The 14,884-nt window shown below is 70.7% G+C and carries 14 protein-coding genes; 10 read left to right on the plus strand and 4 right to left on the minus strand.

Annotated features, from left to right (window positions below; genetic code table 11):
- The first annotated feature begins 136 nt into the window (after positions 1-136).
- The 8 genes from H6693_05830 (at position 137) to H6693_05865 (ending at position 9,264) form a co-directional block, all read left to right on the plus strand.
- Positions 137-781, plus strand: coding sequence for a prepilin-type N-terminal cleavage/methylation domain-containing protein (locus H6693_05830; protein ID MCB9515693.1), 645 nt, complete (start codon positions 137-139; stop codon positions 779-781).
- 14 nt (positions 782-795) lie between these two features.
- Entirely contained in the window at positions 796-1,212 is a 417-nt protein-coding gene (locus H6693_05835) for a type II secretion system protein (protein MCB9515694.1), read from the plus strand.
- Positions 1,209-4,358, plus strand: coding sequence for a choice-of-anchor J domain-containing protein (locus H6693_05840; GenBank protein MCB9515695.1), 3,150 nt, complete (start codon positions 1,209-1,211; stop codon positions 4,356-4,358). Before H6693_05835 ends, H6693_05840 begins: the two co-directional genes overlap by 4 nt.
- Positions 4,345-5,706, plus strand: a complete 1,362-nt coding sequence (locus tag H6693_05845; protein MCB9515696.1) for a DUF4900 domain-containing protein — start codon at positions 4,345-4,347, stop codon at positions 5,704-5,706. Before H6693_05840 ends, H6693_05845 begins: the two co-directional genes overlap by 14 nt.
- 108 nt (positions 5,707-5,814) lie before the next feature.
- Complete coding sequence (locus tag H6693_05850; GenBank protein ID MCB9515697.1) at positions 5,815-7,020, plus strand: D-alanyl-D-alanine carboxypeptidase; 1,206 nt, start codon at positions 5,815-5,817, stop codon at positions 7,018-7,020.
- Positions 7,021-7,235: 215 nt separating this feature from the next.
- On the plus strand, positions 7,236-7,796 hold the full coding sequence (locus H6693_05855; protein MCB9515698.1) for a thioredoxin fold domain-containing protein: 561 nt from the start codon (positions 7,236-7,238) through the stop codon (positions 7,794-7,796).
- Positions 7,797-7,873: 77 nt separating this feature from the next.
- On the plus strand, positions 7,874-8,536 hold the full coding sequence (locus tag H6693_05860; GenBank protein MCB9515699.1) for a hypothetical protein: 663 nt from the start codon (positions 7,874-7,876) through the stop codon (positions 8,534-8,536).
- Positions 8,533-9,264, plus strand: a complete 732-nt coding sequence (locus H6693_05865; protein MCB9515700.1) for a DUF3307 domain-containing protein — start codon at positions 8,533-8,535, stop codon at positions 9,262-9,264. The genes H6693_05860 and H6693_05865 overlap by 4 nt, the downstream gene beginning before the upstream one ends.
- Here H6693_05865 and H6693_05870 read toward each other — a convergent pair.
- Genes H6693_05870 through iorA form a run of 3 tightly spaced genes read right to left on the minus strand, consistent with a single transcriptional unit; the run spans position 9,261 to position 12,086 of the window.
- Positions 9,261-9,686 carry a septal ring lytic transglycosylase RlpA family protein gene (locus H6693_05870; GenBank protein MCB9515701.1) on the minus strand — a complete coding sequence of 142 codons (426 nt, stop codon included), beginning with the start codon at positions 9,684-9,686 and terminating at the stop codon, positions 9,261-9,263. The genes H6693_05865 and H6693_05870 overlap by 4 nt on opposite strands.
- A gap of 40 nt (positions 9,687-9,726) precedes the next feature.
- Positions 9,727-10,323 carry an indolepyruvate oxidoreductase subunit beta gene (locus H6693_05875; protein ID MCB9515702.1) on the minus strand — a complete coding sequence of 199 codons (597 nt, stop codon included), beginning with the start codon at positions 10,321-10,323 and terminating at the stop codon, positions 9,727-9,729.
- Positions 10,320-12,086 carry an indolepyruvate ferredoxin oxidoreductase subunit alpha gene (gene iorA / locus H6693_05880; protein MCB9515703.1) on the minus strand — a complete coding sequence of 589 codons (1,767 nt, stop codon included), beginning with the start codon at positions 12,084-12,086 and terminating at the stop codon, positions 10,320-10,322. The genes H6693_05875 and iorA overlap by 4 nt, the downstream gene beginning before the upstream one ends.
- Positions 12,087-12,311: 225 nt before the next feature.
- Between iorA and H6693_05885 the strand changes: the two genes are divergently transcribed.
- Together H6693_05885 and H6693_05890 are read left to right on the plus strand one after the other, a co-directional pair.
- Complete coding sequence (locus H6693_05885) at positions 12,312-13,217, plus strand: hypothetical protein (protein MCB9515704.1); 906 nt, start codon at positions 12,312-12,314, stop codon at positions 13,215-13,217.
- Positions 13,218-13,299: 82 nt separating this feature from the next.
- Positions 13,300-14,286 carry a peptidoglycan DD-metalloendopeptidase family protein gene (locus H6693_05890; GenBank protein ID MCB9515705.1) on the plus strand — a complete coding sequence of 329 codons (987 nt, stop codon included), beginning with the start codon at positions 13,300-13,302 and terminating at the stop codon, positions 14,284-14,286.
- 9 nt (positions 14,287-14,295) lie between these two features.
- Here the strand turns inward: H6693_05890 and H6693_05895 are convergent, their stop codons facing one another.
- Entirely contained in the window at positions 14,296-14,799 is a 504-nt protein-coding gene (locus tag H6693_05895; GenBank protein MCB9515706.1) for a hypothetical protein, read from the minus strand.
- Between the last annotated feature and the right edge of the window lie 85 nt (positions 14,800-14,884).

The raw sequence follows: 14,884 nt of genomic DNA on the forward strand, positions 1-14,884 counted from the left end.
ACAGGGCCCGCCCTTCCGGCCCTTTCTCGCCCTTCGCGGAAGCACCCGGCGCATGGTCCGTTTTCTGCACATTGGGCGCGGGGATGGCAGTGGACCATCCGGGCAGCATGAGCAAGGACGAGAAAGGACGAGGGACATGGCGGTCGCCCCACGGATCACCGCGCGCGCCCTGCGGAGCGAGACCAGCGTCTCGCGGGCCGGATTCACCCTGGTTGAGCTGATGGCGGCGGTGGCCGTCTTCGGCATTCTGCTCTCCATCGCCGTGCCGTCGGTCTATCACAGCATGGACAGCATGGAGAGCCGGCAGAATGCCGAGTCGCTCAGCGGCAGGCTGCGGCTCGCGCGCTCGCAGGCGTTGAGCAGCTACAGCGACGTGGTCGTCTACTTCAACCGCGACGGCGCCGGCACCTACACGGTGCACGTGGACAACGGCGGCGGCACGGGCACGCCCGACGACCCGGACTTCGATCCGGCCAACAAGAACAACGGCGTGGTGGACGACGAGGAGCGCGTCTTCACGCCGGTGTCCCTGCCGGCCCGCTGCGTGTTCGGCTACGTGCCGGGCGCGACCACGGGCGACGGCGTCTTCCTCGACACGGCCATCAGCTTCGCGGGAGCGCCCAAGCGGGTCACCTTCCGCGCGGACGGCACCTGCGACGCCAGCGGCTGGATCTCGGTGATGCCGCTGGAGGACTTCCTCGACCAGGAGCCGGGCCGCGACTACCTGGTCGAACTCACCTCGACCACCGGCGAAGTCCGCGTGGAACGCGCGCAGCACTAGGCAAGGAGACGGACATGAACCGACAGGGGTACAGCATCCTCGAAGCTGTGGTCGCCATGACGATCTTCGCCATCGGCATGCTCGCGCTGTCCCAGTCCTACTTCGGAGTCGTGCGCTCCCAGGTCAACGCGAGCAACCACGAGCTGGCCACGCAGTGCGCGCGCGACCGCATCGAGGAGATGGTGAACTCGGTGCGCTACGCCGACATCACGTCGGCCAACTTCCCCAGCGAGGCCTACGGCGCCGTCAACGGGGGCGACCCCAAGTACGAGCAGTTCCAGCGCAACGTGGCCATCGTCGACTCACTCAATGCCATCAACCAGAGCGTCCTCAAGGAGATCACGGTGCGGGTCCAGTGGCAGACCGCCGCGGGAGCGCGAAACGTGAGCCTCAACACCGTCGTCGCTCGCTACCAGGACATCCAGCTATGACCGACAGCCGCAGACAGCAGTATGCCGCCCGCAGCCGTTCCGGCTTCACCCTGGTGGAGCTCGTCATCGGTACGCTGGTGGCGAGCATCGTGATCGTCGTGGCCTTCCAGGTGCTGGTGGGTGAGCAGCGGTCCGCCGAGGCCCGGCGCAACGAGATGAACGCGCAGCAGAACCTGCGCGTGGCCATCGACCGGCTCGGGCGGGACGTCCGCATGGCGGGCTTCGGCGTCGACCAGTTCGACGACCAGCCGCGCATGGTGGACGCGGGGCCCTGGCAGCTGGCCTTCAACGGCGACATCTCCACGGGCGTGGGCGGCGACCCCGCCATGGACGCCGGCATGCAGATCAAGCTCTCCAGCGGCGCGGCCTACAGCCCCGGCGACTACCCCGGCGAGAACCTGGGCGGGCTGCCGCGCTACAGCGGCGGCGCGGAGACGATCGTGCTGGGCCTGGACTCCAACTTCGACGGCCTGATCGACGACGACGACCTCTACGACGACAGCCAGTGCCCGGCCGACTACGCGCTCTACCGCGGCGTGAACGGCCTGCGCACCGAGCAGCTGGCCTTCGGCATCCGCGGGCCCACGGCCTACCCGGACGGCACGCTGCCCCCGCCGCTCTTCCGCTACTGGGGCCAGTTCGCGGGCGGCAACCTGAGCCTCTGGGGCGACGGCGACGGCGACGGCGAACTCAGCCAGACCGAGATCGCCGACCTCGATCCGGTCAGCGTGGGCGAGCTGGAGAACATCCTCTACGTGGACGTGAACCTGGCCACCTACTCGGCCAGCCCCGTGGCGGCCATGCCCCACGAGCACGGCACCTCCGACGAGCCCTTCCGCTACGTCGAGCGCGAGACGGGCACCCGCATCCGCCCGCGCAACCTCGGCGTGAACCCCGCGGACCTGTCGGCCTGCGGCGATCCGCCCACGCGCCCGGGCGGCATCTGGGTGGCGGACACGCCCAACGACGCCGGCTCGAGCATCGACGTCCACTTCAACGCCTCGGTGGACGAGTACGCCGGCGAAGAGGACGTGACCCACTACTTCATCTACCGGCGCCAGGCGGGCGGCACCTACGGCGGCGCGATCGCGTCGGTGCCGGCCGCGGGGCTGAGCAGCTACGTCTACGCGAACGACCTGCACACGCCCGACGACGACAACGTGCCGGTGGACGGCGTGGAGTACTACTACCGCGTCAGCGCCTGGGACTGCGCGCCGCAGGAGAGCCCGATGTCCTACGAGGTCGGGCCGGTGTCGAGCACGCCCAACGGTTCGGCGCCGCCGGTGCTGGTGCAGGCCTACGACACGCCCTGCGACTCGGGCGAGGAGATCACCCTGGTCTTCAATCAGAGTCCGGACGAGGGCTCGGGCACGGTCAGCGGCTACCGGGTCTTCCGCGGCCCCTCGGGCGGCGACTTCCTGGCCAAGACGCTCATCGGCTACCTGCCGTCCAACGGCTCCATGAGCTACACCTACCACGACAACGCGGCGAACAACGTCGCCGGCGCGCCGCCGGTGGACGGCCAGGACTACTGGTACACCGTGCGCGCCGTGAACGACACGATCGTGTCGGTGGACTCGAACGAGCTGGGGCCGGTGGACTCCAACGACGGTCTCAGCGCCGCGCTGCTGCAGCCGGTCCAGGACGTCCCCTTCGACGACGGCACGCGCCTCAACCTCAGCTGGCTGCGCTCCGAGAGCGAGACCTGCTCGCCCAACCCCGTGATGGGCTACAAGCTCCAGCGGAAGGGCCCCGTGGACGGCGCCTTCCTGGACGCCGGCTACTACCCGCTGACCGGCGATCCGTCCTACGCGGTGGTGGACAGCAACCTGCTGGCGGGGCAGCCCTACGAGTACCGTGTGATGACGGTCAGCATCGACGAGGAGCGCCCGAGCAACACCATGTCGGGCGTGCCCACCAACAACGTCGACCTGATGCCGCCCACGAACCTCGCGGCCGGCACCGTGCCCTGCGACGCCAGCGGCTCGATCGCGCTCACCTGGGACCGCTCCTATCACGACAACGGCAGCGGCGACGTGGAGTGGTACCGCATCTGGCGGCGGGTGCAGTTCACGATGCTCTGGGGTGAGCTGGACCGCGTGGCGGCCACGGCCTCGTCGCACTACTCGTACACCGACAACGACGCGGGGCCGAACCCGCCCGTGCTCGGCACGACCTACGAGTACGTGGTCACGGCCTACAACGACAGCAACGGCCACGAGTCCGGGTACTCGAACATGGCCAGCTGCACGTCGGCCAGCGTGCCGGGACCGCCCTACCTGTTCCAGGCGATCGACACGCCTGGGGACCACGGCGGCTCGATCACGCTCAAGTTCATCCGCAGCCAGGACGACGGCAGCTGCACCGACACGGTGCAGTCCTACAACGTCTACCGGAACACCGACTGGGGTGGCTTCGCCGACGAGCACATCGTCGGCGAGGTGACCGCCACCGACACGAACGTCTACACCTTCGTGGACAACGGCAGCGGTCCCGGGGACGCCCCGATCGACGGCACCGGCTACTACTACATGATCCGCGCCTACGACGGCACGCAGTACTCGGTGAACAGCAACGTGCGCGGACCCGTGCTCGCCGCGGACGACGCCGTCGTCGCTGCGACGCTGTTCGAGGACGGCTTCGAGACCGACCTGGGCTGGACCCACGGCGGCGCCCAGGACGACTGGCAGCGCGGCGACCCCGTCGCGCGCGCCCAGACCTACGGCGAGGCGGACCCGGACAACGCCTACCTGGGCGCCTGCGTCTACGGCACGGACATCGGCGCCAGCGGCTGGAACGGCACCTACCGCTCCTACGCGGACTCCTGGCTGATGAGTCCGGCCATCGACTGCTCGGGGTCGACGAACATCCACCTGAGCTTCCGTCGCTGGCTGAACGTGGAGCAGCCGATCTACGACCGCGCCATCGTGGAGGTCAGCGGCAGCGGCAGCGGCGGCCCCTGGGTGGCGATCTGGGGCAACTCGGTGGAGATCACCGACACGGCCTGGAGTGAGTGGGACTTCGACATCACCTCGGTTGCCGAGGATCGAGCGGATGTGCGCATCCGCTTCCGCCTCGAGTCCGACAGCAGCTGGGAGTACGCGGGATGGAACATCGATGAAGTGCACGTCATTGGCGACCAGTGATGTTCGCCGCAGCGGCCTGACGGACAACCGGGGCAACGCCCTGGTGGTCACGCTGCTCGTCACCCTGGCCCTGTCGGGCCTGGTGATGGGGGCCCTGCTTGCGACGCAGACCGAGACGCGCCTGAGCAGCAACAGCAGCCTGCAGCAGCAGGCGTTCTACCTGACCGAGCGCGGCATGGAGGAGTCCATCGCCTTCCTCTCGCAGCTCGGGCAGCCCATCCAGGGCTCGGGTGCGGGCGGCGGTCCGGTGGTGCTGTTCAGCGACGTGGCGGTGGGGGACGGCCGCTACACGGCCTGGGCCGACCCCATGGACAGCAACTCGGGCCGGGCCACGCGCTTCATCGCGGTGACCGTCCGCGGCACGCTGAACGGGACGGGCATCAGCCGCTCCATGCAGGTGCGGCTGGGGCAGCAGAACTTCTCGCGCTACGCCTACTTCACGGACATCGAGACGTCCGCCAGCGGCGGCACCATCTGGTTCACGAGCAACGACGAGTTCTTCGGCCCGGTGCACACCAATGACCAGATGCACATCGCCGGCGATCCGATCTTCCACGAGGAGGCCAGCAGCGGCGACTCCTCCGTGGACTACTACAACGGCGGCCCGCCGTCGGACAACCCGACCTTCGAGCAGGGGCTGACGCTGAACGCGGGGAACATCGCCCTGCCGCCCAACACCGACCTCCTGCGCGCGAAGGGCCAGGCCGCCGACGGTCTCGCCTTCGTGGGCACCGCGGCCATCGAGATGAAGGTGGATCCCGGCACCGGTCTCGGCTACCTGGCCGTCAAGCTGAACGGTGGCGCCACGGTCAACTACCCGCTGCCGGCCAATGGCGTCTGCTACGTCACGGGCAAGGTCGAGATGAAGGGCCGGCTGAAGGGCCAGCTCACCATCGCCTGCGACGGCGACATCGAGATCATGGACAACTGCATCTACGACACCGACCCGCGCGTCGATCCCACGAGCACGGACCTGCTGGGCATCGTGGCCGACGGTGACGTCTACATGGACGGCAATCCCTACGGCGCCAACGTGGACACCGCCGACGAGACGGTGATGGCCGCGATCATGGCCCTCGACGAGAGCTTCACCGTCGAGAACTACAGTAGCGGCTCGCCGCGCGGGAACCTGGTGATCTACGGCGGGCTGATCCAGTACCGCCGCGGACCGGTGGGCACCTTCAACGGCAGCACGGGCCAGATCGTCACGGGCTACGGCAAGGACTACTCCTACGATCCGCGGCTCATGGACAACCCGCCGCCGGCCTTCCCGACCACGGGCGACGTGGAGAAGCTGAGCTGGCAGGAGCTGGATCCGAGCGACGACATCACCGCCAACTACTGGTAGTCGGCGGCGGAAAGACCGCTTTGCCCGTTCGGCGGGCTGGCCTATAGTGACCCGGCCCGGAGCGCGACGCGTCCCGGGCCGTGTCGCGTGAACCCGGAGGATCGACGCTTGCTGGCATCGCTCAGGCAAAGCCCCGGACGACTGCGTCCCGCCGCGCTGGCGCTCGCCGCCCTGCTGCTCTTGACGTCCCTCCTGGTCGGCGCGCCCGCCCGCGCCGCGCGCGAGTACGTGTCCGCCCTGCTCATGGAGGCCGAGAGCGGGCAGATCCTCGTGGCCGACAACATCGACCGCGAGTGGATCCCCGCCAGCGTGGTCAAGCTGATGCTGCTGCTCCTGGCCCAGGAGGCGATCGAGGATGGCCGCGCCACGCCGGACGACCTCGTCACCGCCACGCGCCGCGCGCAGCGGCAGGGCGGCAGCCAGATCTTCCTGGGCGACGGCGAGCAGGCCACCCTGGAGAAGCTCCTGGAGGCGGTGGCCGTGGGCTCGGCCAACGACGCCGCCGTGGCCGTGGCCGTGCACCTCTACGGCTCGGCGGACGAGGCCGTCAAGGCGATGAACGCGCGGGCCGCCTCGCTGGGCATGGCGCACACGCACTACGTCAACGTCACCGGCCTGCCGGAGCGCGGACCGGAGAACCACAGCACCGCGCGGGACCTGTCGCAGCTGGCGCGCGTGATCGTCACCGAGCACCCGGGCGTGCTTGGCTGGACCAGCCGCACCTGGACCCGTTTCCGCCAGGGCCTGGTGATTCCCTGCACGAACGTCCTGCTCAAGGAGTTCGAGGGCATGGACGGCCTCAAGACCGGCTATCACCACAAGGCCCACTCCAACATCGTGGCCACGGCCCAGCGCGACGGTCGCCGCCTCATCGCGGTGGTCCTCGGCAGTCCCAGCGCCGGCACGCGCAACCGGGTTGCCTCGCGCCTGCTCGAGCGCGGCTTCAGGGACTGGGAGCTCGTGCACGCCCTGGCGGCGGGGGAGGGCTTCGGCGACGAGTTTCCCGTCGACCACGGCTGGAAGGCCACGGTGCCCGTGCTGGCGGGCCGCCCGCTGGCGGTGGCCGTTCCCCGCGGCAAGGGGGGCGACGTGCGCGTCCGCCTGGGCGCTGACGCCACGCTCGAGGCGCCGCTGGACAAGGGGCAGGTCCTCGGGCGCATCCAGGCCGTGCTCGACGGCCGCGTGCTGGCCAGCGTGCCCGCCCTCGCCGGGCGGACGGTGTCCCGAAGCTGGATCTCGCTGCCCTTCGGCAAGGAGGCGCGCGTCTGGCCCGAGCTGCCGTCCGTCGAGGCCTCCGGCATGGGCGGGCGATAGCCACCTTGTGCCGCCGAAAATGTGGCTGCGCGCTGCCGGACGCGGTTTCGTCCTCGGGCCCACGGAATGTTGGGTGACAACGATGGTCACACCCCCAGGTCTTGGGCGGGCGGCGTACAGGTACATTCTCGGCGGCACAAGGAAACGGCTGGCGGATCCCCGACCCATCTCCTACTCTCAACCCAGTCTACCCACCCTCGGACCGGAGGCCCGCCATGCGCCGTCTCTTCCCGCTCGCCCTGATCGCGATCCTGTCTCTCGGCGCCCTGTCCTGCGGGGGCAAGGGCGAGAGCGAGACGGAAACCGCCGCCGCCTCCGCCCCCGACAGCGTTCTCACCGCCACGGAGATTCCTGCCGAGGGCGTCGTGTGGATGAGCTTCGCCGAGGGGCAGGCCCGCGCGGCCGCCGAGGGCAAGCCCATGGTGGTGGACTTCTGGACCACCTGGTGCCACTGGTGCAAGGTGATGGACAAGGATACCTACAGCGACGCGACGATCCAGCGCCGGCTGGCGGAAGGCTTCATCGCCGTCAAGGTGAACGCCGAGAGTCCGGAGGTGCAGGGGGGTGAGGGCGCGCCGACCGGTGTCGATCTGGCCCGTAGCTTCCAGGTGAACAGCTACCCCACCACCTGGTTCGTGGACAGCAAGGGCGAGAAGATCGCCCCGCTGCCGGGCTTCGTGCCCCCCGACCGCTTCGCCCTCGTCCTCGACTACATTTCCAGCGCGGCCTACAAGACCCAGAGCTTCCAGGAGTATCAGGCTGGGCTCGAAGGTTAGCCCCTGGGCTTATTTTCCTGTGAATAAGTTGACAGGCTTATGTATTGCTAGATAAGCTCCAGTGTGAGGAGGTCGCCATGATCGCCGTGCTCACTGGAGACATCGTCGCCTCGTCGCGGGTCCCGGAGGACCAGCGCGCCGCCATGCTCGACCGCCTGGACCGGGCGATGGGCAGCTTGTCGCCGCTGGCCCAGCAGATCTTCCGCGGCGACGCCTTCCAGGCCGCGCTCGCCGAGCCCGCCCGCTGCCTGGACGCCGCCCTGCAGCTGCAGCTTCGCATGGAGGACCCGGACTTCGCCGATGGCCCGTCCCGCGAGCTTCGCCTGGGACTGGGACTGGGGGAGGCCACGGCGCCCCCCGGCGAGCCCATCGGCCGCTGGAGCGGCCGGGCGTTCGTGCAGGCGGCCGGCGCGCTGAGCGGCCTGGAGGGGGCCGCCGGGGGACGTCGGCTGGCCCTGCGCAGCCCCTGGCCCAGCCTCGACGCCGAGCTGGCCGTGGAGCTGGCGCTCCTGGACGCCCTCCGCCGCCGCTGGACCCCCGAACAGCGGGCGGCGGTGCTCGGGGCGCTCTCCGGCCAGACCCAGGCCGAGCAGGCGGCGGCGCTGGGGGTCACGCAGCCGGCCGTCTCGCAACGTCTGCGCGCCGCCGGCTGGGACGCCCTGCAGCGCCTGCGCGAGCGCGTCCACACGCAGGTCGCCGCGGGACTGGACGGACAGCTCTTCGAGGAGGGGGACCTGTGAACCAGCCCTGGCTGCTCGATCTCGCCCGCGGGTTCCTCGCCCGCCTCGACCTGCTGCTGCCCCTGCTGGCCGCGCACCTCCTGGCGGACTTCCCCCTGCAGCCGAGCCGCTGGGCCGCCCGCAAGCGCGCGCGCCGGCTCTCGCCCGTGCTGCTTCCTCACGCGGGGGTGGCGGCGCTCCTGGGCTACGCGTTCCTCGCGCGCTGGGACGCGTGGTGGCTGCTGCTCTACCTGGGCGTTGGACACGCGCTCATCGACGCGCTGAAACCCCGCCGGGACGGCGCGGCGGTCTTCCTGGCGGATCAGGCGCTCCATCTCGTCCACCAGCTTGGCGCGGCGCTGCTGCTGGCTCCGGGCGCCCCCAAGGCCTGGCCCTGGCTGCCGGGGGACGTCTGGCTGCTGCTGGTGGCGGTGCTCGTCAACTGGTCCTTCGCGGGCGTGCTGCTGGAGCAGGCCACCGCGCGCTGGCGTGGCGAGCTGGGCGCCGGGGAAGGCCTGAGCCGCGCGGGCCTCTGGATCGGACGGCTCGAACGCCTGCTGGCGCTGGTGATGGTGCTGGTGGGGCGGCTGGAGGCGGTGGCGCTGCTGGTGACGGCCAAGTCGATCTTCCGCTTCGGCAGCGAATCGGGCCGCAAGGCGCCCGAGTACGTGCTCGTGGGCACGCTGGCCAGCCTGGCGATCGCGATCCTCAGCGGGCTGGCCGCGGCGGCGCTGCTCGCGCGCGTCTAGCCGCCCAGCACCTCGAGGCGCACGGGGGCCACGCCGTCGCCGAGGAAGCCGAGTTCGCGGGCGGCGCGGCGGGAGACGTCCACGATGCGTCCGGCCACGAAGGGCCCGCGGTCATTGATCCGCAGGACGAGGCTCCGGCCATTCTTCAGATTGGTCACGCGCACCTGGGTGCCGAAGGGCAGCGCGCGGTGGGCGGCGGTCAGTGCTTCCTGGTCGTAGATCTCGCCGCTGGCCGTCTGGCGGCCGTGGTAGGGCGCGCCGTACCAGGAGGCCAGGCCCTCCTGCGCGGCGCCGCGTTCGGGCGGCGGGCCGAGGGTCTTGGGGCTGCAACCGGAACCAAGGGCCAGGGCGAGGCCCAGGGCGGCGATGCGGGCAAAGCGGCTGGCGCGTCGGATGGCGGACTCCCCTCGTCGGGTCCCCATCCTAATCGGACGGACGCCGCCCTGTCTTGAACGAAGTCCGTCAGGCGCCGGCCAGGGCCCGGCCGCGCTGGAAGGCGCCCCAGTTGCCCTCCTCCGTGCCGCGCGGGACGCGTCCGAAGATCACCTTGCGCCAGAGCGCTTCCTCGAAGGGCAGGCTGGGGGCGACTGCGCCGAGGAAGAGCACGCTGACCATCTTCTCGTTGCCCAGCGCGCGGCACTCGGCCTGGGCGTCGAAGCTCACCAGATCCTTGCAGCGGGCGCCGAGCTGCGCGAGGGCGTCGTCGGGGTAGCTGAACTGCTTGCCGGCGGCGATGGGCGGGATGATCCGCTGCGTGCTCACCAGGGCGCGTCCGCCGGGGGTGAGGTCGTGGACGGCCCGCAGCCCCTCCGCCAGCTCGAAGGCCATGAGCAGGTCCGCGCCGCCCTCGGGGATCATCGGACTCCAGACCTTCTCGCCGAAGCGCACGTGGCTGGAGACGGTCCCGCCCCGCTGGCTCATGCCGTGGACCTCGCTCTTCTTCGCGTCGAGGCCGGCCTCCATCGCCACCTGGGCGAGGACGTCGCTGGCCAGGATGATCCCCTGACCGCCCACACCCACCAGCAGCACGCCGGTGGTCCTGGTCGCGGTGGCCGTCATGCCGGCACCTCCTCGTTCACGAGCACGATGGCCGCGTCGTTGCAGGTCTGGGGACAGAGGCCGCAGCCCGTGCAGGTGTCCGTGTCGATCACCGCGCGGGTGCGCCCCTCCGGGGTGAGGCTGCCCGTGAGGCTGATGCTGGGGCAGCCGGTCTGCAGGCAGCGCAGGCAGCCGGTGCAGTTCTCCTCGACGATCTGGAACGGCGTGTCGCGCAGCTTGCGCGGCATGAGCGCGCAGGGGCTGTCGGCGATGATCACGCTCACGCCCTCGAAGTCCTCGGCGTCTTCCAGGGCCGCGTGGACGTCCTCCAGGTCGTGGTTCATCACGCGCTGCACGTGCTCCACGCCCAGCGCGCGCGCGAGCACCTCGAAGTCCACCTGCTTGGCCTCCGCGCCCATCAGGGTGTGCCCGGTGTGGGGGTGCTCCTGGCCGCCGGTCATGGCGGTGACGCGGTTGTCGAGGATGATCACGGTGATGTTCGCGCGGTTGTAGACCGCGTCGAGCAGGCCCGTCATGCCCGAGTGCAGGAAGGTGCTGTCGCCGATGGTGGCGTAGACGGGCTTCTTGCCGTCCGAGACCTTGCTCGCGCCGATGGCGTTGCTGATGGACGCGCCCATGTCCAGGCAGGTGTCCATGGCGTTCAGGGGCGGCAGCGCGCCCAGCGTATAGCAGCCGATGTCGCCGAAGACGTTCCCGCGCTGCTTCTTCAGTTCGAAGAACACGCTGCGGTGGGGGCAGCCCGCGCAGAGCACCGGCGGCCGGGGCAGCACCGGCACGGGATCGGCGGCGGCCGCCCCCGGCTCGGCGAGCCCGGCGCGGTGAAGGCCGGCGCGCAGGCGTCCCGGGGTGAGCTCGCCGAGGAGTCCGGTGATGGTCTTGCCCTCGCAGGGGATGCCGGCGGCCTTGAGCTGCTCCTCGGTGAAGGCGTCGAGCTCCTCCACGATGATCACGCGTTGCACGGCGCGTGCGAAGTCGCGGATCTTCTCCAGCGGGAGCGGATAGCTGAGGCCGAGCTTGAGGAAGCTGGCGTCGGGCAGCAGCTCGCGCGCCTGCACGTAGGCGGCGCCGGCGGCGATGACGCCCACGTCCTTCGAGCCCCACTCCAGGCGGTTGAGCGGCGTCTCCTCGCTGAAGGCGCGCAGGCGCTCCAGGCGCTCCTCCACGTAGGCGTGACGCGGCCGCGCGTGGCCCGGCACCATGACGAACTTCTTCGGGTCCTTCTTGAAGCCGAGGATCTCGGGGCGCTCGATCTCGCCGGCCTCCACGATGCCCTTGCTGTGGCTGATGCGCGTGGTCATGCGCAGGAGGACGGGCACGTCGAAGCGCTCGGAGATCTCCATGCCCGCCTTGACGAAGTCCTTGCAGTCCTGGCTGTCGGCCGGCTCGAGCATGGGGATCTTGGCGAAGCGCGCGTAGTGGCGGTTGTCCTGCTCGTTCTGGCTGCTGTGCAGCTCGGGGTCGTCGGCGCTCACCACCAGCAGGCCGCCCACGACGCCCGTGTAGGCCAGGGTCATGAGCGGGTCGGCGGCCACGTTGAGCCCCACGTGCTTCTGGGTGCTCAGCGCGCGTGCGCCGCTGAAGGCCGCGCCGGCCGCCACCTCGAGGCCCACCTTCTCGTTGGGCGACCACTGGACGTACATCTCCGGCACCATCTTCGCGAGCGTCTCCAGGATCTCCGTGCTCGGGGTGCCGGGGTAGCCCGCGCCCAGGTGGACGCCCGCCTCGCGGCAGCCCAGGGCCACGGCCTCGTTGCCCGACAGCATGTAGCGGACCTGTTCGGTGGGCTTCAGCGACGCTTCCACGTTCGTCCTCCATCGGCTGCGGCCGGCAAAGCGGAGTGCCGGATCCGGTTGCCCTTCCAAGATAGGCAGCCGGGCAGCGGCGTCAATGGGCGGGGCCGGCCCAGGCTCGCCGCGGGACGGAAACGCGGCTATACTCGGGCTAACGGCCTGTACCGCAAGGCTCTGTGATGCTCGGGAGGTGCTGATGTGACATTGCGAATCCTGTCCGTCCTTGCGCTGGCGCTCCTCGTCGCCGGCCCCGCCTCGGCCAACCCGCTGCCCGAGGCCATCGTCCTCACCCACGTCCAGCCCTACGACGGCGCCCCGCCCGCCGCGAGCGACTGCGTGGACATCGTCCAGCACACGACCGCGACCGGCGAACTGGAGTTCGACGTCTACCTGCGGCCCCTCTTCGCCCAGCCGCCCTACGGGCTGATCAGGCTCCAGCTCGAGCTGGAGTGGCCCGAGGACTGGACCTGGCTCGGCTACACGGTGCCCTTCGACGGCGAGGGCGAAGTCAGCGTGGGCAGCGGCCTCGCCTGGCTCGACCTGTACTGGCCGACGCCGCCGCAGAGCGACGACGAGGTGCTCCTCATGTTTCGCTGCCTTCTGGACGTGACCGGCCACGGCGAGCTCGACGCGCGCACCGGCCACGCCGACGTGACCGCCGGCTGCTGGGGCAACTACCCCATGGATGTGTGGATGTACGGCGCCACGGCGGGCGTGACCTGCGCCTGGCTCGACACCGACTGCTGGCTGGACTTCCAGTGCACGCCCTACGCGCAGACCGATGTGCTCGACCTGCAGGTGGTGGAGGGGGGCGAGGTGGTCACCGCCGTCAACTACTACGTGGGCTACGACGGGAGCGGCTTCCCCTGCTCGGTGATCTACAGCGCGTCGGAGGACTGGCTCGGCGTCGAGGTCGAGGTGCTGAGCGAGACCGACCACCGCATCACCCTGACCGCGGACAGCGACGGCCTCGCGCCCGGCAACTACTCGGCCTGGCTGCGAGGGGAGGCGAGCAGCGTCGCCTGCACGCAGGTGAACCTGGAGGTGCTGACCACGGTGGCCACGGAGTCCGTCTCCTTCAGCGCGGTGAAGTCGCTCTACTGACGCGTCGGGCCGCCCGGCGCTTGACAGCGGCCCCCCGGCCGTGAGAACCCCGACGGGCCCCTTCTCCAGCCCGGGAGTTCCCATGCGACTCGCTGTGCCCGCCGCGCTCCTGCTCGTCTCCCTGCTCGCCCTGCCCGCGCGGGCCGCGCTCGACGCCAAGGCGGAGGGCCGCGCCGCCGTCGCCCTGTTCTACGCCGGCGAGCTGGACAGCCTCTACGCCCGCTTCGCGCCGAGCATGGCCTCGGCCATGAGCCTCGAGCAGCTTCGGGACTTCCGCGCGGGCATCGAGATGCAGCTCGGCCCCGAGGCGCAGGTCTACCGCGAGGACGTGGCGCCGGCCGACTCGGTGCAGGTCTACCTGCGCCGCGCGCGCTTCGAGCGGGGACAGGGGATCGTGGACGTCGCCGTGGGCTTCGACGCGGCGGCCCGCATCACCGGCCTGCTCCTCCGCCCCGCGGCCGTGGCCTTTCCCAGCGACTACCTCGACTACGTGCCGAAGACCCGTCTCCACCTGCCCGTCGCGGGCGAGTGGTTCGTGGCCTGGGGCGGCCGCACGCTGGAGGAGAACTACCACGCCTCGACCCGCGACCAGCGCTTCGCGCTCGACCTGCTCGTGATGGACGGCGACGCGACGCACGTCGACGACGGCGCCCACAACAGCGACTACTTCGCCTACGGACGTCCCGTCCTCGCTCCGGCCGCCGGCACGGTCGTGGCCGCGGTGGACAGCGTGCCCGAGAACGCGCCCGGCCAGATGGACGGCGCGTCGCCCCTGGGCAATCACGTGGTGATCGACCACGGCAACGGCGAGTTCTCCTTCCTCGCCCACCTCCAGCCCCGCAGCCTGCGCGTGGCGCCGGGCGACCGCGTCGAGCCCGGCGACACGCTGGGCCTGTGCGGCAACAGCGGCCACTCGAGCGAGCCGCACCTGCACTATCACCTGCAGAACAGCCCGCGCTTCGGGGATGGCGACGGCCTGCCCGCGCCCTTCCTCGCCTACAGCGCCGACGGCAGGCCGGTGGATCGCGGGGAGCCCGTGCGCGGGCAGCTCATCGCGGCGCGGGACTAGTCCGGCGCCTCAGGGCGCCGGGCGCTGGCAGTCGCGCACCGAGCACTCCACGAAGGCCCGCAGGACGAACATCTCCTCGCCGCTCAGACCCTGGCCGATGAAGGCCGCCCCGTAGATGAAGGCGATCAGCGCGGCGGCGGCGGGCGCGGCCCACATGGGCCAGAGCGGACCGTCCACGGCCATCTGCGCCAGGCCGTAGATCAACCCCGCCAGTCCGCACATCGCCAGCGCGAAGAAGAGCCCCATGAACCCGGTCCAGACGTTGGGGTGCGGCGAGAAGCGGCCGATCAGCACCGTGCCGGACTCCCCCTGGCGCAGCTCGAGGTTGAGGTGGGGGGACAGCAGGCTGCGCCGATCGTCCGGCAGGCGGACGAAGGCGTGGGGCGGCCGCACCTGGCCCACGAGCTGGGCGCCCGGCTCGCGCAGGCGTTCGCCGAGCAGGGCGAGGAGCGCGCTGCCGTCGCCCGGGACGGGCAACTCGAAGGTGGGGCGCATGCGGGGTGGGCGGGTCATGCGTCCAGTATGTCCGATGCCCTGGGGGATTTCAAACCGGTGGGGTGCCCGAAAGGGCTGGCCATGGGCAGGCCAAGTGGGCACA

It is taken from the genome of Candidatus Latescibacterota bacterium (assembly GCA_020633725.1).
GTDB lineage: Bacteria > Krumholzibacteriota > Krumholzibacteriia > JACNKJ01 > JACNKJ01 > VGXI01.